General features: G+C 71.3%; 23 protein-coding genes. 16 read left to right on the top strand and 7 right to left on the bottom strand.

Going from position 1 to position 26,181, the window contains the following annotated elements:
* Positions 1-28: 28 nt before the first annotated feature.
* From AC3WRT_RS18080 to AC3WRT_RS18045, 8 genes are all read left to right on the top strand, one after another.
* Complete coding sequence (locus AC3WRT_RS18080) at positions 29-1,453, top strand: DUF58 domain-containing protein (RefSeq protein WP_492724367.1); 1,425 nt, start codon at positions 29-31, stop codon at positions 1,451-1,453.
* Complete coding sequence (locus AC3WRT_RS18075; protein WP_492724365.1) at positions 1,450-4,146, top strand: transglutaminase domain-containing protein; 2,697 nt, start codon at positions 1,450-1,452, stop codon at positions 4,144-4,146. The genes AC3WRT_RS18080 and AC3WRT_RS18075 overlap by 4 nt, the downstream gene beginning before the upstream one ends.
* Entirely contained in the window at positions 4,143-8,543 is a 4,401-nt protein-coding gene (locus tag AC3WRT_RS18070; RefSeq protein WP_492724363.1) for a type VII secretion EssC family protein, read from the top strand. Before AC3WRT_RS18075 ends, AC3WRT_RS18070 begins: the two co-directional genes overlap by 4 nt.
* 298 nt (positions 8,544-8,841) lie before the next feature.
* Positions 8,842-9,117 carry a WXG100 family type VII secretion target gene (locus tag AC3WRT_RS18065; RefSeq protein ID WP_492724361.1) on the top strand — a complete coding sequence of 92 codons (276 nt, stop codon included), beginning with the start codon at positions 8,842-8,844 and terminating at the stop codon, positions 9,115-9,117.
* A gap of 50 nt (positions 9,118-9,167) precedes the next feature.
* Positions 9,168-9,443, top strand: coding sequence for a WXG100 family type VII secretion target (locus tag AC3WRT_RS18060; RefSeq protein ID WP_492724359.1), 276 nt, complete (start codon positions 9,168-9,170; stop codon positions 9,441-9,443).
* Positions 9,444-10,154: 711 nt separating this feature from the next.
* Positions 10,155-11,507: a DUF6421 family protein gene (locus tag AC3WRT_RS18055; protein ID WP_492724379.1), complete on the top strand. Its 1,353-nt coding sequence runs from the start codon at positions 10,155-10,157 to the stop codon at positions 11,505-11,507.
* Entirely contained in the window at positions 11,504-12,232 is a 729-nt protein-coding gene (locus tag AC3WRT_RS18050; protein WP_492724357.1) for an SDR family NAD(P)-dependent oxidoreductase, read from the top strand. Before AC3WRT_RS18055 ends, AC3WRT_RS18050 begins: the two co-directional genes overlap by 4 nt.
* 66 nt (positions 12,233-12,298) lie before the next feature.
* The gene (locus AC3WRT_RS18045; protein ID WP_492724355.1) at positions 12,299-13,360 is read left to right on the top strand and encodes a threonine aldolase family protein; all 1,062 of its coding nucleotides are present in this window, start codon (positions 12,299-12,301) and stop codon (positions 13,358-13,360) included.
* A 39-nt stretch (positions 13,361-13,399) separates the two neighbouring features.
* Here the strand turns inward: AC3WRT_RS18045 and AC3WRT_RS18040 are convergent, their stop codons facing one another.
* The gene (locus AC3WRT_RS18040) at positions 13,400-14,038 is read right to left on the bottom strand and encodes a peroxiredoxin (protein ID WP_492724353.1); all 639 of its coding nucleotides are present in this window, start codon (positions 14,036-14,038) and stop codon (positions 13,400-13,402) included.
* 186 nt (positions 14,039-14,224) lie between these two features.
* Between AC3WRT_RS18040 and AC3WRT_RS18035 the strand changes: the two genes are divergently transcribed.
* Both AC3WRT_RS18035 and AC3WRT_RS18030 read left to right on the top strand, forming a co-directional pair.
* Positions 14,225-14,902, top strand: a complete 678-nt coding sequence (locus AC3WRT_RS18035; protein ID WP_492724351.1) for a DedA family protein — start codon at positions 14,225-14,227, stop codon at positions 14,900-14,902.
* Between the two features lie 223 nt (positions 14,903-15,125).
* Positions 15,126-15,827 (top strand): DUF4190 domain-containing protein, encoded by a 702-nt coding sequence (locus AC3WRT_RS18030; protein WP_492724350.1) that lies wholly within the window; start codon positions 15,126-15,128, stop codon positions 15,825-15,827.
* Between the two features lie 102 nt (positions 15,828-15,929).
* Here the strand turns inward: AC3WRT_RS18030 and AC3WRT_RS18025 are convergent, their stop codons facing one another.
* From AC3WRT_RS18025 to AC3WRT_RS18000, 6 genes are all read right to left on the bottom strand, one after another.
* Positions 15,930-16,232 carry a hypothetical protein gene (locus AC3WRT_RS18025; RefSeq protein ID WP_492724348.1) on the bottom strand — a complete coding sequence of 101 codons (303 nt, stop codon included), beginning with the start codon at positions 16,230-16,232 and terminating at the stop codon, positions 15,930-15,932.
* Between the two features lie 44 nt (positions 16,233-16,276).
* A complete protein-coding gene (locus AC3WRT_RS18020; RefSeq protein WP_492724346.1) occupies positions 16,277-16,591 on the bottom strand; it encodes a DF family (seleno)protein in 315 nt (104 codons plus the stop codon).
* A gap of 159 nt (positions 16,592-16,750) precedes the next feature.
* Entirely contained in the window at positions 16,751-17,842 is a 1,092-nt protein-coding gene (locus tag AC3WRT_RS18015) for an inositol-3-phosphate synthase (protein ID WP_492724344.1), read from the bottom strand.
* A 3-nt stretch (positions 17,843-17,845) separates the two neighbouring features.
* Positions 17,846-18,487, bottom strand: coding sequence for a PadR family transcriptional regulator (locus AC3WRT_RS18010; RefSeq protein ID WP_492724342.1), 642 nt, complete (start codon positions 18,485-18,487; stop codon positions 17,846-17,848).
* Between the two features lie 75 nt (positions 18,488-18,562).
* Positions 18,563-19,660: a hypothetical protein gene (locus AC3WRT_RS18005; RefSeq protein ID WP_492724340.1), complete on the bottom strand. Its 1,098-nt coding sequence runs from the start codon at positions 19,658-19,660 to the stop codon at positions 18,563-18,565.
* Complete coding sequence (locus AC3WRT_RS18000; protein ID WP_492724338.1) at positions 19,657-20,070, bottom strand: SigE family RNA polymerase sigma factor; 414 nt, start codon at positions 20,068-20,070, stop codon at positions 19,657-19,659. The genes AC3WRT_RS18005 and AC3WRT_RS18000 overlap by 4 nt, the downstream gene beginning before the upstream one ends.
* A gap of 361 nt (positions 20,071-20,431) precedes the next feature.
* Here AC3WRT_RS18000 and AC3WRT_RS17995 point away from each other — a divergent pair, with 361 nt between their 5' ends.
* From AC3WRT_RS17995 to rplI, 6 genes are all read left to right on the top strand, one after another.
* On the top strand, positions 20,432-22,687 hold the full coding sequence (locus AC3WRT_RS17995) for a transglycosylase domain-containing protein (protein ID WP_492724337.1): 2,256 nt from the start codon (positions 20,432-20,434) through the stop codon (positions 22,685-22,687).
* 45 nt (positions 22,688-22,732) lie between these two features.
* A complete protein-coding gene (locus AC3WRT_RS17990; RefSeq protein ID WP_492724335.1) occupies positions 22,733-24,076 on the top strand; it encodes a glycosyltransferase 87 family protein in 1,344 nt (447 codons plus the stop codon).
* Between the two features lie 237 nt (positions 24,077-24,313).
* Positions 24,314-24,601, top strand: coding sequence for a 30S ribosomal protein S6 (gene rpsF / locus AC3WRT_RS17985; RefSeq protein ID WP_030197748.1), 288 nt, complete (start codon positions 24,314-24,316; stop codon positions 24,599-24,601).
* A 48-nt stretch (positions 24,602-24,649) separates the two neighbouring features.
* The gene (locus AC3WRT_RS17980; protein WP_492724333.1) at positions 24,650-25,261 is read left to right on the top strand and encodes a single-stranded DNA-binding protein; all 612 of its coding nucleotides are present in this window, start codon (positions 24,650-24,652) and stop codon (positions 25,259-25,261) included.
* A 136-nt stretch (positions 25,262-25,397) separates the two neighbouring features.
* Positions 25,398-25,634: a 30S ribosomal protein S18 gene (gene rpsR, locus AC3WRT_RS17975; RefSeq protein ID WP_013494395.1), complete on the top strand. Its 237-nt coding sequence runs from the start codon at positions 25,398-25,400 to the stop codon at positions 25,632-25,634.
* Positions 25,635-25,660: 26 nt separating this feature from the next.
* Positions 25,661-26,107 (top strand): 50S ribosomal protein L9, encoded by a 447-nt coding sequence (gene rplI / locus AC3WRT_RS17970; protein ID WP_492724329.1) that lies wholly within the window; start codon positions 25,661-25,663, stop codon positions 26,105-26,107.
* Positions 26,108-26,181: the final 74 nt, after the last annotated feature.

Genomic DNA, 26,181 nt, shown 5'->3' with positions numbered 1-26,181 from the left:
CGTCCGCAGAAGCAAGCAAGGGGACCGCATGACCCAGCAGGACCAGGGGGCCGCGCCGTCGCGTCCGGGCGGCCGCTTCCGTATGCCGTCACGCAGGGGAGCGTCGGCCGGTGCCGGTGCGGCGGCAGCGGGGACGACCACCCGCGGCATCCGGCAGATCACCGCGCCGCTCACCCGCTCGATCGAGCAGGTGGCCGGCCAGACCGAGGGTGTCTGGCGCCCGGTTGCCGGCATCCTGCGATGGGTGTCACCGCTCGGCTGGACGATCCTCGCGCTCGGTGTCGTCTGCTGGGTCGTCGGTGCCCACTGGGGCTGGACCGAGCTGCTCATGGTGGCTGCGGCCGCGCTCGTGCTCTTCCTCGTCTGCTTCGCCCTCGCGCTCGGCCGCACCAAGGTCCGCATCCTCGCCGAGGTCGACCCCCGCCGGGTCGTGGTCGGGGAGCCCGCGACCGGTCGGATCCTCGTCACCAACGAGGCCCGCACCCCGATGCTGCCGATCCTCGTGGAGCTGCCCGTCGGCCTGTCGGCGGCCCGCTTCGTCCTGCCGGCGCTGACCCCGGGCAAGGCCCACGAGGAGCTCTTCGTCGTCCCGACCTCCCGCCGCGGCGTCATCCAGGTCGGTCCGGCGACGACCGTGCAGGGTGACCCGCTGGGCCTCATGCGCCGCACCCTGACGTGGACCGAGCGCACCGAGCTGTTCGTCCATCCGCGCACGGTCGCGCTCGAGTCGCTCGGCGCCGGTCTGCTGCGCGACCTCGAGGGCAGCACCACCGAGGACGTCTCGATGAGCGACCTCGCCTTCCACGCCCTGCGCGAGTACCAGCCGGGCGACGACCGCCGCTACATCCACTGGCGCAGCTCGGCCAAGGCCGGACGCCTCCTCGTGCGCCAGTTCCTCGACACGCGGCGCTCGCACGTGACGGTCATCGTCGACCCCGACCCCGAGCAGTACCGCTCGGGTCACGGCAGGACGGGACGGACGGATCGCGACGTGGAGCGCGACGTCCTGGCCGCCAACGCCCCGACGGCCACCCAGGCCGACGTCGAGACGGCGATCTCGGTCGGGTCCTCGATCATGGTCCGCGTCATGCTCGACGAGCAGGACTGCACCATGGTCTGCGGCACCCAGAAGGTGACCAAGACGGTGCCGCAGGTCGGGCTCGACGCCATGGCGCGCGTCGACCCCGGGCCGAGCGACCTGTTCGCGGCGAGCCTCGATGCCACCGACCTCGCGCCCGACACCTCGACCGTCTTCATCGTCACCGGCCCGCACCGCCCGTTCATCGAGCTGCAGCGCGCTGCGGGCCAGTTCCCGCCCGAGGTGACTCGCGTCATCGTCGTCGTCGACCCCCGGGCCGACCACGGCATCCGTCGGGGCGGTGGCCTCACGATCCTTACGCTGGGCGCGCTCGAGGACCTCCGTCCCCTCCTGTTCACCGGAGTCGCCCGATGAGCCAGTCCGCAATCCCCGCCCCGCCGCCGAGCGCCCTGGTGCGCCCACCGAGCGCGCGTGAGCGCGTTGGCGCCCAGCTCGCGAAGCTGCGGCCGACTGTGCCGCAGCTCGTCGACGCCGGTTTCACGGTGGCCCTCGTCGGCATCGCCCTCGTCGGCTTCCGCACGACCTTCTTCGGCCTCGGCTGGTTGTGTGTCGGCCTCGCCGGTCTGCTCGTCGGCCTGCTCGTCAGCCACGTCGGTGCCGCGTTCCGCGCCTTCGGCGTCCTGACGCTGCTCGGCGCCGCGGTGGCCTACCTGCTCCTCGCCGGCCCCATCGCCGTGCGGGAGGACCTCATCGCCGGCTTCCTCCCCTCGGGGTCGACGTTCTCCACCCTCGTGCACATCGCGGTGCCGGGATGGAAGGAGCTGCTGACGGCACTGCCGCCGGTCGACTCCGAGGGCCCGTACATGGCGCTGCCGTTCCTCTTCGGCCTCGCCGGCGCCGCGCTGACGTACGGCGTCGCCCGCCGCTGGCCCGGGGCCGTCCTCGCCCTCGTCTCCCCGGTCGCGCTCCTCGTCGCCTCCATCGTCCTCGGCACCCAGACGCCGGCGGCCGTCCTCGTGCAGGGCGCAGTGTTCGCGCTCGTCGCCATCGGATGGACCGCCCTGCGCAGCAACCGCAACCGCCCGGCACTGCAGAACGGCGCCGGACGCACGACGCGCGCCGTGACCACGGCGGGGCTGCTCGCGGTCGCCACGGTCGGCGGGTTCCTCTTCGGGCCGATGCTGCCGGGTGCCGACCACACCCGCACGGTGTTCCGCTCCTCGCTCGTGCCGCCGTACGACGTCAGCCAGTACGCATCACCGCTCGCCGGCTTCCGGCAGTACACCGAGCCGAACGGCGCGAAGCTCTTCGACAAGACGCTGCTCACCATCAGGGGCCTGCCGGCGAACGTCCCGCTGCGGTTCGCTGCGCTCGACTCCTACGACGGGTTCGTCTGGGGTGCCGGCAACGTCGCCAACCTCGGCGACGGGCCTGACGCCGGGGGCACGAGCTTCCGCAAGGTCGGCACCCACATCGCGGCCGAGGGCCCGGGCCACGAGGTCACGGCCACGGTGGCGGTGCCCGCCGGCGGCTACAGCGACGTGTGGCTGCCGACGTTCGGCACGGTCACCGGCCTCGACTTCGGCGGTGGCCGTCGCGACCAGCTCTCGGATGACCTGCGCTTCAACATCGACACCAACACGGGGGTCATGCCCGAGAAGCTCACCCCCGGTGACCAGTACACCGTCACCGCCTACGTGCAGACGCCGCCGAAGGACCTCCCGAAGACGGTCGACGTCGCCGACGGCTCGACCGTCGACGCCTCGGCGCTGACGTTCCTCGACGACAAGGTGACGCCCTGGACCGACCGGGTCGACGGCCAGTGGGAGAAGGTCGCGGCCGTCGCGAAGGCTCTCCAGGACGGTGCCTACACCGACGGCGGTGCGCCCGGCGACTACCAGAACGTCTTCCTGCCGGGCCACAGCCTGCTGCGGATGAGCCAGTTCATGAAGTCGACGCAGCTGGCCGGCAACGACGAGCAGTACGCCGCCGCCTACGCGCTCGTCGCCAACCGGCTCGGTGTCCCGGCACGTGTCGTGCTGGGCGCGATCCCCGAAGCCGGCGGCGTCGTCAAGGGCAAGGACGTCCGGGCGTGGGTCGAGGTCAAGCTCGCCGACGACTCGTGGATGCCGATCCTTGCCACGCAGTTCGTGCCGGAGCGCAACAAGAAGCCGCAGCAGCTGATCCGCAAGTCGGAGGAGAAGAAGACCGGCGCCCAGGTGCCCCCGCCTGCTGCGAACAACCCGCCGAGCGTCCTGCAGGGTCCGGACCAGGCCCAGAACGCGACCCAGCTGCGCAACCCGCCGAAGGACGACAACCCCCTCAACCCGGACAACTGGCCGGACTGGCTGCGCTGGCTCATCTTCTACGGACTCGTGCCGCTGGCGGTCCTGGTCGCCGTCTACGGAGGGATCCGACTCGCGAAGTGGCTGCGCCGCCGGCGCCGTCGCACGACGGGCCAGACGGCGAGCCGGATCAGCGGCGGTTGGCGCGAGGTCGTCGACACGGCCCGAGACCTGCGGATGCCCTTGCCGGTCAAGGGGACTCGCCTCGAGCAGGCTCGCGCCCTCGAGGAGCATGTCTTCGGCCCGGTGCCCGAGAAGCCGAGCCCCGTCGTCGACGGCGCCCTCATGGGCGCCCCCACCCCGTCGAGTGGGCAGTCGAGTGGGCACCTCGCCCCGGGTGTCAACACGGAGCCCCTCCCGGAGAACGGGGGCGAAGGGCCCACTCGAGGTGACCTGGCCCTCGTGCCGCTCGCGAGTGCGGCCGACGGCCACGTCTTCGACGTCGCCGAGCCCACGCCAGAGCAGGTCGAGGCCTTCTGGGCAGACGTCGAGACGGCGCGTCGCCGCATCCGCAGCCGGCAGAGCTACTGGCAGAAGCTCCGCGGCGACGTGTCGCTGCGGACCTTCCGCGACCACCTGCCCTCAGGGGCGGGGCTGGGTCCGGCCGGCGCACGCACCTCGCGCCACCAGCACGGCCCGCAGCAGCCCCGCCGGGGAAAGGCCACCAAGGCCGGCATCGGCACCACCGCACCGAACGAGGGACGCCGGGGCAACCGCCGTGGCGCGAGCAGCGGCCCGGCCCGCAAGAAGGGTGACGCGTGAAGCTCAAGTTCGTCCTCCGGTCGGGAGACCGTGAGACCGACCTCGTCGCAACCACCGACTCGGCCACCACCGTCGGTGACCTCGCGGCGCACCTGGCGGCCTCCGACCCGAACCGCTCCCGCGTGCTGGGCGTCGACGCCTCGATGACGCTCGCCCTGGTCGACCAGGAGATGCGCGGCCTCGACCCGCGCTCGACCGTCGCGGAGAGCGGCCTGCAGTCCGGGATGCGGGTCATGGTGACGCGCGCGGGCGAGGGCTTCGTCGACAGGGGGCGTCCCGCAGCCGTCGCCCACATCCGGTCCGGACCCGACGCCGGACGCGAGGTCGCCCTCCCGCGCGGCACGGCATACGTCGGCCGCGGGCGCGGCTGCGAGGTGCAGCTGAGCGACGAGTCCGTCTCACGGCAGCATGCCAAGCTCGTCATCTCGGAGGTCGTCGAGGTCGTCGACCTGGGCTCGGCCAACGGGATCACGGCCGGCGGCCAGCAGGTCACCCGGGCCCACCTCAAGAGCGGCGACGTCGTGCGCCTCGGCGACACCGAGCTCGAGGTGCACCTGCAGGGTGACGGCGTGGTCAGCCGTCCCGGCAGCGGCGTGCTCTCGGGCGACGCCGGCACGGTGGCCTTCTCCCGCTCGCCGCGGGTGGCGCCGTTCTTCTCCGGTCAGGAGTTCCAGGTCCCCGACCTGCCCGACCGCGGCAAGACCAACCCGATGCCGATCGTCGCGATGGTCGTGCCGTTGCTCATGGGCGCGGTGCTCTTCGCGGTCACGAAGAGCCCGTACTCCATCATCTTCATGCTGATGATGCCGGTGATGATGGCGGGCACCTACTACGAGGGACGCCGCCAGCAGAAGAAGGACTTCAAGCAGGCCATGGAGGACTTCCGCGAGGACCTCGACCTGCTCGCGCAGCGGATCCGCGGCTCCCTCGAGCTCGAGGGCCACACCCGCCGGGGCGAGCACCCGAGCGGCACCGACTGCCTCACCGCCGTCCGGGACCGGAGCGCCCTGCTCTGGACACGCCGCCGCGACGGCAACGGCTTCGGCGAGCTGCGCCTGGGCCTGGGCACCCGTCCGTCGCGCTCCGCGATCAAGATGCCGGCGGTCGGCCGGTCCAAGGCCGAGGCGTGGCTCGCCGTCTCCGAGGAGCTGCACGGCCTCGAGGTCGTCCACGACGTCCCGGTCGTGGCCGCACCGCTGGCCGACGGCGCCATCGGCGTCGCCGGCGCGCGCGCGAACGCCCTCGGCGCAGCCCGGTCGGTCGTGCTGCAGGCGGCCGCACTGCACTCGCCGGCGGAGCTGGCGGTCTGCGCGTTCGCCTCCGGCAGCTCGGCCCGTGACTGGGACTTCCTCAAGTGGCTCCCGCACACCACCTCGCCGCACAGCCCGGTCGACGCCGACCACCTCGCCGCGAGCTCGCCCGCCTGCTCGGCGCTCGCCGACGCGCTCGAGGACATCATCGAGGCCAAGGGTGCACCCGCCGAGCGGGAGGCCGTCGCCGCCGGGCGTCCGAGCGTGCTCGTCCTCGTCGAGAGCGACGCCCCGATCGACCGCAGCCGGCTGGTCGCCATCGCCGAGCGCGGTCACCGACGCGGCGTCATCGTGCTCTGGATCGCCGAGACCCAGCAGCTGCTCCCGGCCGCGTGCCACACCTTCCTCGTCGTCTCCGACGACCAGAGCTCGCTCGCCGGCTTCGTCCACGAGGGCCAGCAGGTGCAGCCGGTCGCCGTCGACCACATCGGTGTCGACGAGGTGATGGCCTGCGCGCGGCAGCTCTCCCCGGTGGTCGACGCGGGCGTTCCGGTGGACGACGCCAGCGACCTGCCTCGGGCCGTCTCGCTCCTCACGCTCGCCGGCACCGACCTCGCCAGCTCCGAGGAGGCCGTCATCGAGAAGTGGTCGGAGTCCCGCTCGATCCTCACCGGCCCCTACGCCCCCGCCGTGCTCCCGCGCCGGCCCGGCAACCTCCGGGCGATCGTGGGGCAGTCCAGCCAGGGCACGTTCTCGGTCGACATCCGCAGCGACGGGCCGCACGCCCTCGTCGGTGGCACCACCGGTGCCGGCAAGTCCGAGCTGCTGCAGGCGTGGATCCTCGGGATGGCCGCGGCGCACTCGCCGCAGCGGGTCACCTTCCTGCTCGTGGACTACAAGGGCGGCTCCGCCTTCCGCGACTGCGTCAAGCTGCCGCACACCGTGGGTCTCGTCACCGACCTCTCGCCGCACCTCGTGCGCCGCGCGCTGGCCTCGCTCGCTGCCGAGCTGCACTACCGCGAGCACCTGCTGGCGCGGCACAAGGCCAAGGACCTCGTCGAGCTCGAGCGTCGCGGTGAGGTGGACGCGCCGCCGTCGCTCATCATCGTCGTCGACGAGTTCGCCGCCCTCGTGCAGGAGGTGCCGGAGTTCGTCGACGGCGTCGTCAACGTCGCCCAGCGCGGGCGCTCGCTCGGCCTGCACCTCATCCTCGCCACCCAGCGCCCGGCCGGCGTCATCAAGGACAACCTGCGCGCCAACACCAACCTGCGCATGGCGCTGCGGATGGCCGACGAGAACGACTCCGACGACGTGCTCGGCTCCAAGGAGGCCGCGTTCTTCGACCCGGCGCTGCCCGGCCGTGCCGTCTCCAAGACCGGCCCGGGACGGCTCGTCCCCTTCCAGACGGGGTATGCCGGTGGCTGGACCTCCGATGTCCCGCCCCGGCCCGACATGAAGGTCGAGACGCTCACCTTCGGCAAGGGGGTCGAGTGGGAGCCGCCGCGTGCCGAGGGCTCCGACGACGCCGAGGACCTCGGGCCGACCGACATCCAGCGGCTCGTCGGCACGCTCGGCCGGGCGGCGCGCGTCGCCGAGCTGCCCAAGCCGCGCAAGCCGTGGCTGCCGGACCTGCGCCCCGTCTACGACCTCGCGACGCTGCCCACCCCGCGGCGCGACGACGAGCTCGTCTTCGGTGTCGCCGACGACCCCGACAAGCAGGCCCAGCCCGAGATCGCCTTCCGCCCCGACAAGGAGGGCAACATCGCCGTCTACGGCACGTCGGGCTCCGGCAAGTCCGTGTTCCTGCGGTCGATGGCGGTCGCTGCTGGCTACACCGTGCGCGGCGGCCCGTGCCACGTCTACGGGCTCGACTTCGGCAACCGCGGGCTGGCGATGCTCGAAGCCCTGCCCCATGTCGGCTCCATCGTGCCCGGCGGCGACCACGAGCGCGTCACCCGGCTGCTGCGGATGCTGCGCGCCACCATCGACGAGCGGGCCTCGCGCTACTCGGCCGTCAGCGCGGCGACGATCACCGACTACCGCCGCCTCGCCGCGAGGCCGGACGAGCCGCGCGTCATCGTGCTCATCGACGGCATGACCGCCTTCCGCCAGGCGTACGAGGTCGGCGGCCGCTTCCAGTGGCTCGACCTGCTCGCGGGTCTGGCTGCGGACGGGCGACCCGTCGGCGTCCACTTCATCATCGCCTCCGACCAGCGCACGGGTCTGCCGACCAATCTCGCCGCCGCCGTGCAGGGACGGATCATCCTGCGCATGAGCAACACCGACGACTACTCGGTGTTCGGCGTCCCCTCGGACGTGCTCACGATGGCCTCGCCGCCCGGGCGCGGGCTGATGTCCGGCTCGGAGGTGCAGGTCGCGGTACTCGGGGGCTCGTCCGACGTGACGGTCCAGGCTGCGGCCATCGCCGCCTTCGCCGACGCCACACGCCGGGCCGGCGTCGGCCAGGCGCCGCCGATCGAGAGCCTCGCCGAGGTCATCCCGCTCGGGCAGCTGCCGTCGGAGCTCGGCGGGCGTCCCGTCGTCGGCGTCGCGTCCTCGTCGCTCGAGCCGCACGGTTTCAACCCGAAGGGGACGTTCGTCATCACCGGTCCCTCCGGCTCTGGGCGCACGACCGCGGTCGCCACCACCGCGGCGGCGCTCTGCCGGTTCAGCTCGACCTCCGCGCTCTACCTGATGACACCCCGGCGGTCCTCGGAGCTGCTCGATCTCGGCATCTGGGCCGAGACCGCGGTCGGCGCCGGGCCCACGTCGGCGCTCGCGACCCGGCTCGCTGCCGAGATCGAGGAGGGCCGCGTCACGAGGCCGATCGCGGTCTTCGTCGAGCGCGTCGACGACCTCGCCCCGTCGGGCGCCGAGAACGCGCTGACCACCCTGGCCAAGGCGTGCGTCGACAACGACCAGCTCGTCGTCGCGGAGGGCGAGGCGGCCTTCTTCAGCAGCAACTTCGGCCTCCAGGCGCTGCTCAAGACGTCGCGCTCCGGCCTGGCCCTGCACCCCGACGGCAACGAGGGCCTCTCGGTCTTCAAGGCCAACCTGCCGGCCCTCAACCGGGCCGAGCTGCCCCCGGGCCGCGGGTTCCTCGTCGAGAAGGGACGTTTCGAGCTGCTCCAGGTGGCGCTCCCATGACCCTGCCCACCGCAACACACCGAGTACGTCACAACACACCGGGGTCGGATGCCGGTGAGTTGTGACCTCTTCGGTGTGTTGCGAGGGCGGCGCGTGGTCCGGACGGTGGGGAGTGCTCCCCATCGACACCGTGCGGGAGCGCACCTAGGTTTCTGCATGTCGAGGAAAGCCGCCTCTCGGGAGGAACTGCCCGAAGGGTGACGGACGTCGAGGAGTTGACACGCACGGGCCTGCACACGGGTGGTCCGGAAGAGAGCTTCCCGAATCGGTCGGGGGAACACAGGCAAAGGAGAAGGTCATGGCTTGGCTCGGAATGAACGACGATGAGGTCAACGCCCAGGGCAACGTCCTGCAGCAGCAGGCGGAGGCCATCCAGAAGCTCATCACGAAGGTCGACCAGGAGGTCGAGTCGCTGAAGCAGAACTGGCAGGGCGACGACTCCAGGCAGTTCGAGCAGGAGTGGACCGGCACGCACCGTCCCGAGCTGCAGAAGGCGCAGAAGCTGCTCACGGAGATGAAGTCCACCATCGACCACGAGGTGCAGCAGCAGCGCAGCACCTCCTCGCAGTACTGACCGCCTCTCGCACCCGAACCACCAACGCTGACTTCTGAAGGGGAACTGACATGGCTGTGTACAAGAAGGGCATGAACGCCGACGCGGTGTCCGCGTCCGGCGACAAGCTGGTCGGCTACAAGGGCGAGCTCGACGGCATCGTCGAGGCCGTCAACAGCGCCGTCGGGGCGATCAAGCACAACTGGGGCGGCACCGACGCCGAGCAGTTCCAGAGCGACTGGCACGGCCAGCGCCAGGTCGTCTCGGCCGCCGGCGACAAGCTCGACGCCATGGGTAAGAAGTGCAAGACCAACGCCGAGACGCAGAAGCAGACGTCGTCCGCGTGATCCCGGTCGTGCGCTGAGCTCCCGCTCGGCGGCATCCCGGCCGAAGGGTGGTCGCTTCCTCAGGGGAGGAGCGACCACCCTTCTCGCATCTCGGCACCGGGACGATGTGCGTTGGCTCACCCCCAAGCGCTACGAATTGGCGTCACCTGAGCCCGTTCCCGTAGATTCTTCATCAGTAGAACCCTTAACCCGAAGTTTCTGTGATTGGAGGCCTCCGTGAGCCTGTTCCCCCTCGTTGCTGTCGTCGCCGACCGGCCCGGCTTGGCCGACGCGCTGGCGCAGCGCGGCTGCATCGCGGCGCCGGCCGCCTCGGCCGACGTCCTCGTCGTCGAGCAGGGACGCGGCCTCGTCGTGCTGGCGGGCGAAGAGTCCGTCGACGCCGGTGTCGCCGGTGTGGCCGCGCTGGTGGACGTGGACGCGCCCACCGGCGCCCTGGCCGAGGGCGTACGCGTGGAGCGGGACACCGAGGTCGGCGAGGACCTGCTCGCCCGCGTCGACCTCGGCACGCTCAGGCCCACTGGGGCGCTCACCGTCGAGTCGCCGGCGACGCCGCTGCTGGCCGCCGGGGGCGTTCCGGTCGCCGCCACGAGCACCACCGACTCCGTCCGTGCGGTCGTGCTCGCCGTTGCCGCGGACCCCGCCGCCCCGCGCGGGGAGCAGGCCCTCGCCGAGCTCGTCCACAACGCCGTCTCCTTCGTCGCCACGCGCCCCGTGCGTCACGCCGCCACGACGACCCACCCGCTGGTCACCTCGCCCGCCTGGCTCGCTCTCAAGGCTGCGGTCACCGACCTGCGGGCCCTGCAGGCCGCCGACGGCTCCGTCCCCGAGCCGGCCGACCACGCGGCGGCAGCCACCCACGTCGGCCGGGTCGTCGCGGGCGTCCACGCCCTCGCGCCGCACCTGCCGCACGACGCCGACTACCTCGAGGCGCTCGTCAAGGATTTCGCGCGTTGGGCCGACGGAGGCTTCCCGGTGCCCGACTTCTACGACTCGCTCGTCGCCTTCGCGCCGGCGCAGCACCGCACCGACGGTCTGCTCCACCTCGTCCTCTTCCCGATGTACACCCAGAACGGCAACCCGAACCGCCAGGTCGAGGCCGTCCTGCTCGAGGTCATCTGGCCCGACTTCGTCGCCGAGCTCGAGGGCGGCGACTACTCCAACAAGCTCTTCCTGCCGATCCGCTTCCTCGACTTCACCGCGGGCTACGACACCAACTCCGCGGTGCTCTTCCCCGAGACCGTCGCGATGCGCGAGATCCCGGCCTTCACCTGGGGCGGCATCTTCGCCGACCGCGAGGCCGCCCGCTTCCGTCGAGTCGTGACCGAGGCGGCCGGCGTCACCCGGCTGTCCCTGCCGCCGGATGCCGCCCGCCTCCTCGCCGACCAGCAGCTCGCCGAGCGCGCGTTCGTCATGTGGGACCTGATCCACGACCGCACCCACATGCACGGCGACCTGCCCTTCGACCCGTTCATGATCAAGCAGCGGATGCCCTACTTCCTCTACTCGCTCGAGGAGCTGCGCTGCGACCTGACCGCCTTCCGCGAGGCGGTCAAGCTCGAGGGTGAGGGCCACCCGTACGCCCGGTTCGTGCAGTATGCCGTCCTCTTCGACCGCATCTTCCGCTTCGCGATCACCGGTGACCGCACCCGCAACTACGACGGGCTCGGCGGGCAGCTGCTCTTCGCCTGGCTGCACCAGAAGGGCGTGCTGCACTGGACCGACAACCGGCTCTCCATCGACTGGACCGACGTGGCCGAGCCGGTGCTCGAGCTCGGCCGGGCCGTGGAGGACCTCTACTGGCGCTCCATCGACCGACCCAAGGTCGCCCACTGGCTCGCGGCCTACGACCTCGTCGCCTCGGTACTGACACCGCACCCGATGTCGGCGTGGGCGCGTCACCGCGGGGGTGACCTCGGCGCGCTGCCGCTCGACGGGCCGCCGAAGGGCTTGACCGACGCGGTGCTGCCCGACGAGTTCCCGCTGTCGATGTTCTACGAAGCCCTGTCCAAGAAGATGAAGGGCGTCATCGAGTCGACGGCCGGCATCACCGGGACCAGCGAGTGACGGCGGCCGCCACGCGTCCGCGCGTCGTCGTCGTCACCGGCGCGACGGGCGCCACGGGCCGGGCCACCTGTGCGGCCTTGCTCGCCCGGGGCGAGACCGTCGTGGCCGTGGGCCGGGACGCAGCCTCGCTCGACGCGCTGCGCGCCGAGCTGACGGGCGCGGCGGACGCGCCGGGCGACAATCTCGACACCCGGATCTGCGACCTGCTCGACGGCGACGCCGTGCGCGCCCTCGCCGGCGACGTCGTGGCCGCCCATGGCGGTGTCGACGCCCTCTTCCACCTCGTCGGCGGATGGCGAGGCGGTGACCGCTTCACCGACTCGACCGACGACGACTGGCGCTGGCTCTCGGGCAACCTCGTCGACACGCTGCGCCACACGACGCTCGCCCTGCACGACGACCTCCTCCGCTCGGGCCGAGGCCGCGTGGCGATCGTCAGCGCGGCCGCTGCTGCCGCGCCCTCGGCCGGCAACGCGGCATACGCCAGCGCCAAGGCCGCGGCCGAGACCTGGCTCGCGGCGCTCGCCCAGTCCTTCGGGTCTGCCGAGGACACCCCCGGTTCGGCCGCGGTGACCGGTGTGGTGAAGTGGATCGGGTCCGGGCGCACCGCCACGAGCCCGGCGGAGGTCGCCGACTGGCTCACCGGGCTGCTCGACGCCGACGCCGAGGCGCTCAACGGCACGCGGGTCACCCTGTGGGACCGGCCGGACGCCCACCCCGCCTGATCCCTACCGCTGGTGCGGCCGGCACTGCCCGGACCGTCCGCCACGCACCACCCCAGTGAGGACACCGTGACGACCCTGCACGACCGCGACCGGCGCGGCTTCGCGTCGGACAACTACGCCGGGCTGCACCCCGAGGTGCTCGCCGCGATGGCCGATGCCAACGGCGGCCACGAGATCGCGTACGGCGAGGACGCCTACACCGCGCGACTGCAGGAGGTCGTCGCCGGGCACCTCGGCGCCGGCGCCGTCACCTGGCCGGTCTTCAACGGGACCGGCGCCAACGTCGTCGCGCTGCAGGCGCTGCTGCCGCGCTGGGGCGCCGTCGTGTGCGCCGAGACCGCCCACATCAACACCGACGAGGGCGGCGCGCCGGAGCGGATGGGCGCCATCAAGCTGCTCACCGTCCCGACCCCCGACGGCAAGCTGACCCCCGACCTCGTCGACCGGCAGGCCTGGGGCTTCGGCGACGAGCACCGGGCGCAGCCGCTCGTCGTGTCGATCACCCAGACCACCGAGCTGGGCACCTGCTACACGCCTGACGAGGTCCGCGCGATCGCCGAGCACGCCCACTCGCTGGGTATGCGGGTGCACCTCGACGGAGCCCGCATCTCCAACGCCGCCGCCACCCTCGGCACGTCGCTCGCGGCGTTCACGAGCGAGGCCGGCGTCGACGTCGTCAGCCTCGGCGGGACGAAGAACGGCGCCCTGGCCGCCGAGGCCGTGGTGGTGGTCGACCCGCAGCTCGCCGCCGACCCGTCCCTCGGCCTCGTGCACGTGCGCAAGCTCTCGATGCAGCTCGCCTCGAAGATGCGCTTCGTCTCGGCCCAGCTGATCGCCCTCTACGGCAGCGACCTGTGGCTGCGATCCGCCACGCACGCGAACGCCATGGCCGTCCGGCTCGCCGCCGGCGTCGAGCCGCTCGAGGGCGTGACCATCCAGCGTCCCGTGCAGGCGAATGCCGTGTTCGCGGTGCTGGACCCGGACGTTGCGAACGCCCTGCGAGAGCGCTTCCGCTTCTACGACTGGGACCCGGCCACCGGCGAGGTCCGCTGGATGTGCTCCTGGGACACCACCGAGGCCGACGTCGACGCCTTCCTCACCGAGCTGCGCCGCCTGCTCGGCGCCTGACGGTCCTGCGGGTCCCCGCACCCGCGCTCGCGCCCATCCTCAGGCCGGCGCGTCGGTGAAGCGCAGGTAGGGCTTGACCTCGTCGACCGCGTCGTCGCCGAAGCGCTCCCGGGCGTCGGCGGTCGAGACGGTCGGGGCGATGATGACCTTCTGGCCCTGGCGCCAGTCGGCGGGCGTCGAGAAGGGGCCGCGGTCGGTCAGCTGCAGGGCGTCGACGGCCCGCAGGATCTCGTCGAAGTTGCGGCCCACGCTCTTGGGGTAGGTCAGCGACAGCCGGACCTTGTTCGCCGGGTCGATGACGAAGACCGACCGAACCCCCGAGGTGTCGCCCTCGCCGGGGTGGATCATGTCGTAGAGCTCGGAGACCTGGCGCGTGTCGTCGGCGATGATCGGGTAGGCGACGGTGGTGCCGCTGACCTCCTCGATGTCACCCTTCCAGCCCCGGTGCTGCTCGATGGGGTCGACCGAGACGGCGAGGACCCTGACATCGCGACTGGCCCACTCGTCCTCGAGGGCGGCGACGCGGCCGAGCTCCGTGGTGCACACGGGCGTGAAGTCGGCGGGGTGGCTGAAGAGCACGGCCCAGCTGCCGGCCTTCCACTCGTGGAAGCGGATCGGCCCCTCGGTCGTCGTGGCCTCGAAGTCGGGGGCGGTCTCGCCCAGTCGCGGTGTTGCCATGGCTCGTCCTCTCGCGGCGGGGCGCCGGTCACGCCCGGGTCTGCGGCCCATTGTGGCCATCACCCGTGCGCGGCGTTATGGGTGTCCAAATGTCGTGACGCGTTCCCAGCGGACGCACAGCCACGCTGCGGACACTGGTCGATCAGGGTGCAACCGCCGAATGCACCGTCGACCCGAGGAGCCCGCGTGAGTGCCTTGCTCGACACCATCACCAACCAGGTGCTCCACGCGCCCCTCTGGCTGGTGCTGCTCGTCGTCGGCAGCGTGGTCTTCGTCGAGGACGCGATCTTCGTCGGCTTCATCGTGCCCGGTGAGACGGTCGCCATCCTCGGTGGCGTCGCCGCGTCCCTGGGCCACGTCCCGCTCGCGGCCGTCATCGTCGTCGTGGTCGTCGCCGCGATCGTCGGTGACACGGTCGGCTTCGAGGTCGGACGCCACCTCGGTGGGCGGGTCGTGCAGCTGCGGGCGTTCGACCGGCACCGGGATCGCATCGACCGCGCGAAGGACTTCCTCGGTCGGCGCGGCGGCTCGGCCGTCTTCCTCGGGCGCTGGACGGCGTTCCTGCGTGCGGTCATGCCGGCGCTCGCGGGGATGTCCAAGATGCACTACCCGACGTTCCTCGCGTGGAACGCCGCAGGCGGGATCGCTTGGGGCGGTGTCGTCGTCACCGCCGGCTATCTGGCCGGCCAGTCGTATGCCCGGGTCGAGGCGTGGCTCGGCCGCGGCGCCGCTGTGGTGGTCGCCCTGATCGCGGTGGCAGCGCTCGTCGTCTGGCAGGTGCGCAAGCACCGCTCCGGGTCGCAGGACGGCGGCGACGCCGCGGCGGAGTCGGAGTCCTCCTCGCGTATGCCGTCAGCGGGCTGACCGCAGACGGCTCGTCCCCGCTCAGGCTGGGTCGATCGTGCCGGTCTGTCACGATCTCGTGGCGGGCATCCCGTTGGCTTCCGAGGAGACCGCCGACCTGTCATGATCCACGGCGCTACCGCCGAGATGCCGCCGCCGAGCGGGGCCCCGCAGGCCCCGCCATCCACCGACACGGTCCCCGTGCCCCACGTCGGTCAGGCGCCGCCTCCCCTCCCGCCGCCGTATGCCGTCCCGCCGGGTCAGCAGGGCCGGCCGGGTCAGCCGGCGCTCTCGGGTCCGGCGTTCCCGCCTGCAGGACCTGCCGGTGCCAACGGGCTGGCGATCGCGTCCCTGTGCTGCGGCCTGGGCGCCTTCTTCCCCCTCGCCGGGGTGGGTCGCCGTCGTGCTGGGCGTCATCGCCCTGCAGCAGCTTCGCAGCGGCTTCCAGCGCGGTCGGGGGATGGCGATCACGGGCATCGTTCTTGGTGCCCTCGGCTCTCTCGCCTGGGCGGCCGCAGTCGTGCTCCTCATCGGCGCGCGGGTCACGGCAGGGCCCGAGCCCGAGCCCGAGCGCGATGCGTCCGGGACGGTGACGGGCCAGAGGCAGGCCGTCGTCGACGACCTCAAGGCGGGCGACTGCTTTTCAGGCGGCCGAGGGGACAACGTGGACGTGGTCACGGTCGTTCCCTGCTCGGCGCCGCACGAGAGCCAGGTGGTCATCACGTTCGAGCTGCCCGACGGGACCTATGCCGGTGAGCCTGCGGTCGTGCGAGCGGCCCGGAAGGGTTGCACCGACAAGGCTGACCCCCTCGTCACGGACAAGGCCATGAACGAGCAGGACCCCTCGTTCATCTACCCCCAGGCGCCGGTCACCCCGGATGACCGCATGGTCATCTGCCTCATGGAGCCCGACACCGGCACCACGACGGGCAGCGCCCTCAAGTAGCGCCGGTCTGGTGCAGGTGCGGCGACCGGCCGATGGCTCGGGTCTGAGCGAGAGCCTGGTGCCCCGTCCCGGCTGGACCCGTGCGCCGGCGTGGTGGCGAGGTCAGGGCAGGTGCCGGTTCAGACGTCGCAGCAGTGGGCCAAGGACCGGCCAGTCCTGCAGCCCCGCGCGCCCGACCTGACCTCGCGTGGCAGCCACTGCGCGGCGCAGCTGGGCAACCGGGGTGCGTCGTCCTGCCTCAGCGGCGGATCTGGCGCGGCGGGACAGCCACAAGGCGCACCCGGCGCACACGCCGGCCTCCGGGTGGGACCCGAGCCGTGTCAGGTCCTTCTCGTCGAACGTGTTCCCGCAGCACCAGCAGCTCGGGCGCTGCACCTGCCCGTGCTCTTGGGCAATGGCGGCCATGGGCCCATCCTCGCCCCGGACCGGACCGGTGACCAGAGCCTAGGTCAACGCGTCTGCCGGGTCAGCGCCTCGACGAGCTGGTCAACCGTGGGTGAGCCGGCCAAGCCCTCCGGGGTGGTGTACAGCCGACAGGCCAAGGCCGGGCTCGCACCGGGCTGCGCGAACGGGTCGGCCCCGTCCAGCAGGATGGTCGGAGAGCCGATGAACCCGAGCCGGCCTGCGTCCGCGTCCGACGTCACGGCCCGGGTGCTCACCTGAGCCGGCACTCCGGCGCGCGCGCAGGCCGTCCCGACACGCTCCACGGCCGTCCGCCAGCTCGGGCACCCGTCGAAGTACACCACCGTCACGTCCACGCCCATGGCTCCATCTTCCCCTCGACCGGCCAACCGCCACTCACCGAGACCGGCCACAGCACGAGGCCGCGACCTCCCGACAGGGGAAGTCGCGGCCTCGGAAGCACCGCAGGTGCACCCGCCAGCAACGCGAAGAGCCGAACAGGCTGGGAGGGGGTCGAGAGGTCAGCGCTCCTCGGTGCCCGCGATGAACGCCTCGAGCTTGGCGCGGCCGAGGTCGTCGGGGCGCTGCTCCGGCGGGGACTTCATCAGGTAGGACGAGGCGGACAGCAGGGCGCCGCCGATGCCGCGGTCCTTGGCGATCTTCGCCGCGCGGATGGCGTCGATGATGATGCCGGCCGAGTTGGGGGAGTCCCACACCTCGAGCTTGTACTCGAGGTTCAGCGGCACGTCACCGAAGGCGCGACCCTCGAGGCGGACGTACGCCCACTTGCGGTCGTCGAGCCACGCGACGTAGTCGGACGGGCCGATGTGGACGTTCTTGCTGTCGACCAGGCCGGCGAGCGAGCCCGTGAGGTTGGAGGTGACGGCCTGCGTCTTGGAGACCTTCTTGGACTCGAGGCGCTCGCGCTCGAGCATGTTCTTGAAGTCCATGTTGCCGCCGACGTTGAGCTGGTAGGTGCGGTCCAGCGCGACGCCGCGGTCCTCGAACAGCTTGGCCATGACGCGGTGGGTGATCGTCGCGCCGACCTGGCTCTTGATGTCGTCACCGATGATCGGTACGCCGGCGGCCTCGAACTTCGCCGCCCACTCGGGGTCGGAGGCGATGAAGACCGGCAGGGCGTTGACGAAGGCGACCTTCGCGTCGATGGCGCACTGGGCGTAGAACTTGTCGGCCTGCTCGGAGCCCACCGGGAGGTAGGAGACGAGCACGTCGACCTGGCGGTCCTTGAGGACCTGGACGACGTCGACCGGCTCGGCCGGGGACTCGTCGATCGTCAGCTTGTAGTACTTGCCGAGGCCGTCGAGCGTGTGGCCGCGCTGGACCTCGACGCCCGTGGTGGGGACGTCGGCGATCTTGATCGTGTTGTTCTCCGAGGCGTTGATGGCCTCGGACAGGTCCTTGCCGACCTTCTTGTCGTCGACGTCGAACGCGGCGACGAACTCGACGTCACCGACGTGGTACTCGCCGAACTCGACGTGCATGAGGCCGGGGACACCGGCGGTCGGGTCGGCGTCCTTGTAGTACTCGACGCCCTGCACGAGCGAGCTCGCGCAGTTGCCGACGCCGACGATGGCGACGCGTACGGATCCCATGGATCACTCCTTGTTGTTGGTGGTCGTGCTCTGGGTGGGGGGAACGTCTGCGGGGTTGTCGTATGCCGCGGGGCCCGGGTCGAGAGCCGCGCGCCGTTCGGCGACGATGAGCTCCTCGAGCCAGCGGACCTCGCGCTCGGCGCGCTCCTCGCCGTGCTGCTGCAGTGCGAGGGTGTAGCTGTCCATCCGCTCGCGCCGGGCCTGCGAGGCGTCGCGGATGTTGGCGAGACGCTCCTCGAGGCGGGAGCGCCGGCCCTCGAGGATGCGCAGGCGGACCTGCGCCTCGGTGCGGGAGAAGAAGGCGAAGCGGACGTCGAAGTCGTCGTCGTCCCAGGCGTCCGGGCCGCTCGCGGCGACGAGGTCCTGGAAGTGCTCCTTGCCGTCGGCCGTCAGCTCGTAGGTGATCCGGGGTCGCTTGCCGCCGCCGGTCGCGGCCTCGGTCGTCTCGTGGATCCAGCCGGAGTCGACGAGCTGGCGCAGCGCCGGGTAGAGCGAGCCGTAGGACAACGCCCGGAAGATGCCGAGCGCGGTGGTGAGGCGCTTGCGCAGCTCGTAGCCGTGCAGGGGCCCGTCGTGCAGCAGGCCGAGCACCGCGAACTCGAGCAGCGCGGCGCGGCGGCTCTGGGGACGATCGGGCTTCGGCACACCTTCACGGTACACCGAGATATATCGCTGCGATACATCGCGCCGCGAGACATGGGTTCCGGCCGCTTGGACCGGTCAGTTCTTCAGGGCGTAGGTGGCGATGTAGGCGGTGCCCGCCGTGTCGGGGGACCCATCGGCGAGACGGACCGAGAGCTCCTGCCCTCGACCCTCCGGCTGCGGCAGCGTCTCGCTCCCACCCTCTTGGACCTGCGTGGCCTCGCCGGTCACACCGCCCAGCGTGTAGAAGGCCGGGGTCGTGGGCCCGTCGCCCGTGCCGACGGTGCCGTAGGTCACGAGGTACGGGCCACTCGGCGGCGCCTCCACCTGCACCTTGCGTCGCGCGAGGTCGGAGACGGGTCCGGCCGTGAGCCCGAGCAGCCGGCAGGTGTGGCCCGCGTGCTCGCGGGCGTCGGGGACGACGCCGACGACGTGCTGCGCCCCATCCCGGACCTCGGTCAGCGGGCCCAGCTCGTAGACCGCGCCGGTCAGCTGCGCGCCGTCGACGGAGGCCGGCTTGCTCGTCTTCGCGTCGAGGAGCTGGACCCGGACTCGGGTGGCCTGGCCCACGGTCAGCTCCGTCCACCCCTGTCCGGGCTCACCCGGGATGGCGCCGCCGGGCGGTAGGTCGCGCTCGACCGGGGGGCGCCCCGTGCACTGGTTGCCGAAGAAGGCCTTGGTGCCCTCCAGACCCACGCTGACGAGGTACCTCGCTGCCTCCGCGTCGCTCAGGCCAGGCAGGTAGCACTCGGCGCCGAAGGAGACGTGCGTCGTGGTGGGCTCCCAGACGAGCGAGAACTGTCCTTGGCCACGGTCGCCGATGAAACCTGCGGCAAGGGTGTCGTCGGCGACCCGCGCCCGCAGGCGTAGCCCGTTCTTGACGATGTCACCGGGGGCGTCGGGGACCGTGCGGAACGGCATACCGTCGGCGCCGATCATCGGGGCCGCGCTGGCAGACGGCGAGCCCGCCGCGGTCACCCGGGCCGGTTGAGCGAGCGAAGTCGCGACGCCGACGGCGAATGCGATGACGGCGAGGGTCGCGACGGAGCCGGCTGTCACTGCCCGGCGGCGCCTGATGGTGCGGATGCGATGCGCCACCCCGGTCCGGAGGTCGGGAGCGGGGCCGAGGTCGTCGGCGTGCGTGGTCAGCTCGCCGCGCAGGTCGGTGAGGTTCATCGGACACGCTCCTCGTCGGAGGTCGGGCTCAGGGTGGGGTCGATGCGGAGCTTGGCGAGGGCGCGGCTCGCCTGACTCTTCACGGTGCCGACGGAGCACTGCATGATCTCGGCGGTCTCGGCCTCGGACAGGTCCTCGTAGAAGCGGAGGACGACGACGGCCCGCTGGCGCTTCGGCAGACGAGCGAGAGCCCGCCACAGGTCGGTGCGGTCGTCCACGCGTACGTTCTCGGCCCCGTGGGGCTCGGCCCCCGCATGGCGCTCGGGCACCTCGGCGGTGGCCTGCTCGCCGTTCCAGCGTCGCCGCCACCAGCTCGAGTAGGTGTTGACCAGGACCCGGCGGACGTATGCGTCGGGCTGGCCATCGATGCGGCCCCACGCGAACCAGGCCTTGGCCAGCGACGTCTGCACGAGTCCTCGGCGAGGGCGCGGTCGTGGGTGATCAGGTATGCCGTTCGCAGCAGTCGGGCAGAGCGCGTCGCCACGAAGTCGTCGAAGGACTCCCGGTCCACGGCTCGTCCCCCTGTCGGCAGCCCGGCCGGGGAGCTGCTCGCTCCCAGGTCGGTGCCCGTCAATGTCGTCACACTGTGCACGACCCGCTGGTCCCCGCGAAAGGTTGCACGGCAGAGCTCGGGTATGGAGGCAGTCTGTGGGGTCCTTGTGCCGCGCGTGTGAGGCGGGCCCGTCATTTCGTCCCCGCGGCCCGGGTCGGGTCATACTGAGTGGCGGCCCGGGACGGTTTCTCGGGCCTGATCACTGAATGGAGCAGGTTGTGACGCAGAGCAGGCGCGACATCCGCGCTGCCCAGCAGGCGGCCACCAAGGGCCGGCCCCGACGCGCGGGAAGTGGCAATGGCAACCCCGGTGCCTCGCGGGACACCGGGCTGCGCGACGACGACGGCGAGGGCCGCACCGGCTGGAAGAAGTGGGTCCTCGGCACGCTCAAGTGGGGCTCGATCGCCGCGGCCGTCCTGTTCGTGCTCGGCATCGTCGGCGTCTTCATTGCCTACCAGCAGACGTCCATCCCGCAGCCCAACCAGCTCGCCAACAAGCAGGTCTCGATCGTCTACTACAGCGACGGCAAGACCGAGCTCGACCGCATCGCCGTCCAGGACGGCAACCGTGAGTCCGTGCCGCTGACGAAGGTGCCGAAGTTCGTCCAGGACGCCCACCTCGCCGCCGAGGACCGCACGTTCTACCAGAACAACGGCATCTCGGTCGGTGGCATCCTGCGCGCCGTCAAGACCAGCGTCACCGGTGAGGCCCAGGTCGGTGGCTCGACCATCACGCAGCAGTACGTCAAGAACTACTTCCTCACCCAGGACCGCACGATCTCGCGCAAGGCCCGGGAGATCCTCATCTCGATCAAGATCGACGGGCAGCTGTCGAAGTCCGAGATCCTCGAGAAGTACCTCAACACGATCTACTACGGCCGCGGCGCCTACGGCATCCAGAGCGCGTCCAAGGCGTACTTCAACAAGGACGTCTCGAAGCTCACCGTCCCCGAGGGTGCCGTGCTCGCGGCGGTGCTCAACGCCCCGACGCTCTTCGACCCCGCCAACGGCGACCAGGCCCAGGCCAACCTGACCAAGCGCTACGCATACGTGCTCGACGGCATGGTCCAGGAGGGCTGGCTGACCGCCGCCGACCGGGCGAAGTACGCGAAGCTGCCCAGGATCCAGGACTACAAGGGCAACAAGTTCTCCTCCGGGCCGAACGGCTACATCACCGCCCAGGTCAAGCGCGAGCTGCTCTCGACCGGCCTGACCGACCGCGACATCGACAACGGCGGCCTGCGCATCGTCACGACGATCGACAAGAAGGCCCAGACGGCCGCGGTCGCCGCGATGAAGGACAACCTGCCGAAGAAGGTGACCGGCGGCCTCGTCGCGATCAAGCCCGGCGACGGCGCGGTCGTCGCGATGTACGGCGGAGCCGACTACTCGAAGAGCCAGTACAACACCTCGACGCAGGCGATCCTGCAGGGCGGCTCCAACTTCAAGCCGTTCGGAGTCCTTGCCGCGGTTCGCGACGGCATCTCGACGAAGACGAAGTTCGACGGCGACACCCCGCAGACCATCGACGGCGCGAAGATCAACAACTACAACGACACCTCGTACGGCAAGGTCGACATGCGCCGGATGATCGGCCGCTCGATCAACACCGCCTTCGTCAACCTCAACAAGACGATCGGCCCGCCGCTGACCCGCCAGGCAGCCATCGACGCCGGCATCCCGGCGAACACCCCCGGCCTCGGGACCGAGCTCACCAACATCCTCGGCTCGGCCTCACCCCACGTCATCGACATGGCCTCGGCCTACTCGACCATCGCGGCGCAGGGCGTCCGCTCCAAGCCGTACCTCGTCAGGAAGATCACGTCGTCGACGGGCGACTTCAGCTACGACGCTAAGCCCGACACCAAGCGCGCGTTCGACAAGGACGTCACGGCCGACACCACCGACGCCATGACCTACACGGTCAAGCCGGGTGGCACCGCGACCAAGATCGGCCGCGAGCTGGACCGTCCGGTCGCCGGCAAGACTGGCACGTCGGAGGAGAACCGGTCGAAGTGGTTCTCCGGCTTCATCCCGCAGCTCGCCGTCTCGGTCGGGATGTACAAGCCCACGGCCGACGGCAAGAGCAGCCAGGAGCTGAGCCCGGAGGAGTCGTCGCTCTACGACGGATCGACCATCCCGGCCAACATCTGGCTCGACTTCATGAAGGTCGTCACGGACAACCTGGAGGTCCAGGACTTCCCGGCCCGCACGGGTGTCGGAGACGACAAGATCCCGACCCCGACGCCGACGTTCACGCCGGCGCCGCAGACGACCACCGCCACCGAGGCGCCGCAGACGGCGACCACGACGGAGGCGCCGAAGACGACCACCACGACGCAGGCGCCCACCACCACGACCCAGGAGCCGACGAAGACGAAGGGGACGGGCAAGCCGAGCCCGACCACGACGACCGATCAGCCGACGATCACCGTCCCGCTGCCGGGCCGGACCACCAAGACAGCCCGCCGGTGACGCGGTGGCCGTGGGTGCGGGTTGAGGGGCCACGGTGACCCCTCGGTGACCGGAAAGGTCGAGGACCCCGTCGTGCGGGCCGCCTCGGAGGTCATCGGAGGCCCCCGTGGGCGGTATGCCGTCAGCCGCGAGCTGCCGTGGCTGCTGACCGCCGCGTTGCTCTCGGCCCTGACTGCCGTGACGGCCGGGCTCGGGATCCTCCTGCGCGCACCTTGCCTGCGCACCGGCTTCAGCGGCGACACCCAGTTCTGGAGCGCCTGCTACGCCGACTTGCCCACCGCATACCGCGACGCCAACCTCAAGGCCGGCCTCGCGGCATACCTCCAGGGTGGTGCCGGGGCGCCGGCAACCGGGCAGCCGCCGCTCACCGGCCTGGCGCTCACTGCCGTCGCGAGCCTCGTGCCCGGCGACGGGTCGCTCAAGACGCGCGCCGCGTGGTACTTCGCGCTCTGGTCGGTGCTGTTGACCCTGCTGCTGCTCGTTCTCGTCTGGCTCGTCGCGTCGTCGGCGACCCGGCCCTTCTCGGCAGCGCACGTCGCCCTCTCGCCGGTCGTCGTTCTCGCGGCGTTCGTCTCGGCCGACCTGCTGGGGGTGGTGCTCGCCAGCGCCGGCATGTGGGCGTGGTCGCGTCGCAGGCCCACCCTCGCCGGCGTGCTGCTCGGGCTCGCGATCGGGGCGCGCTCCTACCCCGTGCTCATCGTCGTCGCGATCGCGCTGCTGTGCGTGCGCTCCGGGCGGCTGCACGAGATGGGTCGCTTCGTGGGCTACACCGTGCTCACCCTCGGCGCCCTGCTCTCGGCGCTGTGGCTGCTCAACCGCGGGGCCGCCGCGTCGCCCTACGAGGGATGGGCGTCTGCGTCGGCGGGCTACGGATCGCCGTGGCTGCTGCCCCAGCTCGCCGGTCACCCGCTGCCCGCGGCTGCGGTGACGGCGCTCGCCGTGGTCGGCTGGCTCGTGGCCCTCGTCCTGGGGGCCGTGCTCGCGCTGTCGTCGGCGCGGCGCCCGACCGTTGCGGAGGTGTCGCTCGTCATGGTCGGCATCGTGCTCGTGACCGGCAAGTCGTTCACCGTCCAGAGCTCGCTGTGGCTGCTGCCGCTCATCGCGTGGTGCGCCCTGCAGTGGCGCGAGCACCTGATCTGGGCGGGGGCCGAGGCACTCAACTTCGTCGCCGTGTGGCTGACCATCGCCGCCACGACCGTGCCCGACCGAGGTATGCCGTCGTCCTGGTACGCGTTCTTCTCCATGCTCCGCGTCGTGGCCGTGCTGTGGCTGGTGGCCGTCGTGTGGCTGCGGGCCAGGGAGCGGAGGGGGCGGGGGGACGCCGAGCTGGACGACCTCGCCGGGCCGATGAGCGGCGCCGAGGACCGGCTGATCGTCCGCTTCTCCTGAGCGTTGCGGTCGCCGGTCCTGCTCCGATTTCGGCGTATGCCGTCTCGCCGGGTAGTCTTGCCCAGTTCACCGTGTGCCCGGTGGCCTGTGGATCAACCCGACCGATGTCGGCGCGATCTGCGAGGCTGAACCCGGCTGGAGACAGGCCGGGCCCCGAGCTCGCGGTGGGACGAATGCAACCCTCCTGTCACGAGAGAGACTCGTGACCGCCGAGACCAGAGGAGGTGGGTTAGAAGCATGCGTCAGTACGAACTCATGGTCATCCTCGACCCGGAGACCGAAGAGCGCACCGTCGACAAGACGATGGACAAGTTCCTCACCGTCGTGAAGAACGACGGCGGCACCGTCGACAACGTCGACATCTGGGGCCGTCGCCGTCTCGCCTACGACATCAAGAAGAAGTCCGAGGGCATCTACGTCGTCGTCACCATGACGGCGGAGCCGGCCACCGCCCAGGAGCTCGATCGTCAGCTGAACCTCAGCGAGTCGATCATGCGCACCAAGCTGCTGCGCCCCGGCGCCTGATTTCGCGAAGCTACTGATCCGCTCGATCACCCAACGAAGGACTGGTCCATGGCAGGCGACACCGTCATCACGATCATCGGCAACCTGACCGCCGACCCCGAGCTGCGTTTCACGCCGTCCGGTGCCGCGGTCGCGAACTTCACCGTGGCCTCGACGCCGCGGCAGTTCGACCGCCAGAGCAATGAGTGGAAGGACGGCGAGACGCTGTTCATGCGCTGCTCGGTGTGGCGCGACGCGGCGGAGAACGTCGCCGAGTCGTGCCAGCGGGGCATGCGCGTGATCGTGTCCGGCCGTCTGAAGTCTCGTTCCTACGAGACGAAGGAAGGCGAGAAGCGCACCGTCGTGGAGATGGACGTCGACGAGATCGGCCCGTCCCTGCGCAGTGCCACCGCGAAGGTCAACAAGACCCAGCGCGGCGGCGGCGGTGGGGGCTTCGGCGGCGGCCAGGGCAACCAGGGCGGCGGCTGGAGCGGCGGCGGCGGCGGCCAGGCGGAGGACCCGTGGGCGACCGGCGGCTCCGCCGGTGGCCAGACGGCCCCGGCTGCAGGCGCCGGCGGCCAGGGTGGCTGGGGACAGTCCACCGGTGGCGCCCAGCCGGCCGGCGGCCAGCAGGGCGGTGGTTGGGGCGCAGCCCCCAGCTACGACGAGCCCCCCTTCTGATCGAGCCGCTCGAGCGGATCAGCTCGAGCAGATCAGCACCGTCGTCCGGTGACGCAGCCGGACGGCATACCCAGAAGTTCAGATCCCATCCCGGGGCACGAAACCCCGGGCTCTCATCAAGAAGGAGAGCACCACGATGGCAAAGCCCGTTGTGCGCAAGCCCAAGAAGAAGGCCAACCCGCTGAAGGCGGCGAAGGTCGAGAACATCGACTACAAGGACACTGCGCTCCTGCGCAAGTTCATCTCCGACCGCGGCAAGATCCGCGCGCGTCGCGTGACCGGTGTGTCCGTCCAGGAGCAGCGCCTCATCGCCACGGCCGTCAAGAACGCCCGTGAGATGGCCCTGCTGCCCTACTCGAGCTCGGCTCGCTGAGCCCGTTCGGGAACGAGGAGAACACCATGAAGCTCATTCTCACGCACGAGGTCTCCGGCGTCGGTGAGGCCGGCGACATCGTCGAGGTCAAGGACGGCTACGGCCGTAACTTCCTGCTCCCGCGCGGTCTCGCGACCCCGTGGACCAAGGGCGGCCAGAAGCAGGTCGACGCCCTGACCAAGGGCCGCGAGGTCCGCGCCATCAAGGACCTCGACCAGGCCAAGAGCGTCCGTGGCCAGCTCGAGGCCACCTCGGTCAAGGTCCCGGCCAAGTCCGGCCAGTCCGGTCGCCTCTTCGGTGCCGTCAGCAACGGCGACATCGCCGCTGCCGTCAAGGCTGCCGGTGGCCCGGAGCTCGACAAGCGCAAGATCGAGGTCAAGCAGGCCATCAAGACGCTCGGCTCCTACGAGGCGACCGTCCGTCTGCACCCCGAGGTCGCGGCGACCCTCAAGTTCGAGGTCGTCCCCGCCTGACCTTCGAGGTCTGATCGGTCGAAGGGCCGGGTTCCGCATCACGCGGACCCCGGCCCTTCCCCATACCCCCGAAC

This window comes from Terrabacter sp. FW104-15G4B, assembly GCF_058790095.1.
Note: the sequence above shows the minus strand (reverse complement) of the source record. Positions and strands in the feature narration are given on the sequence as shown.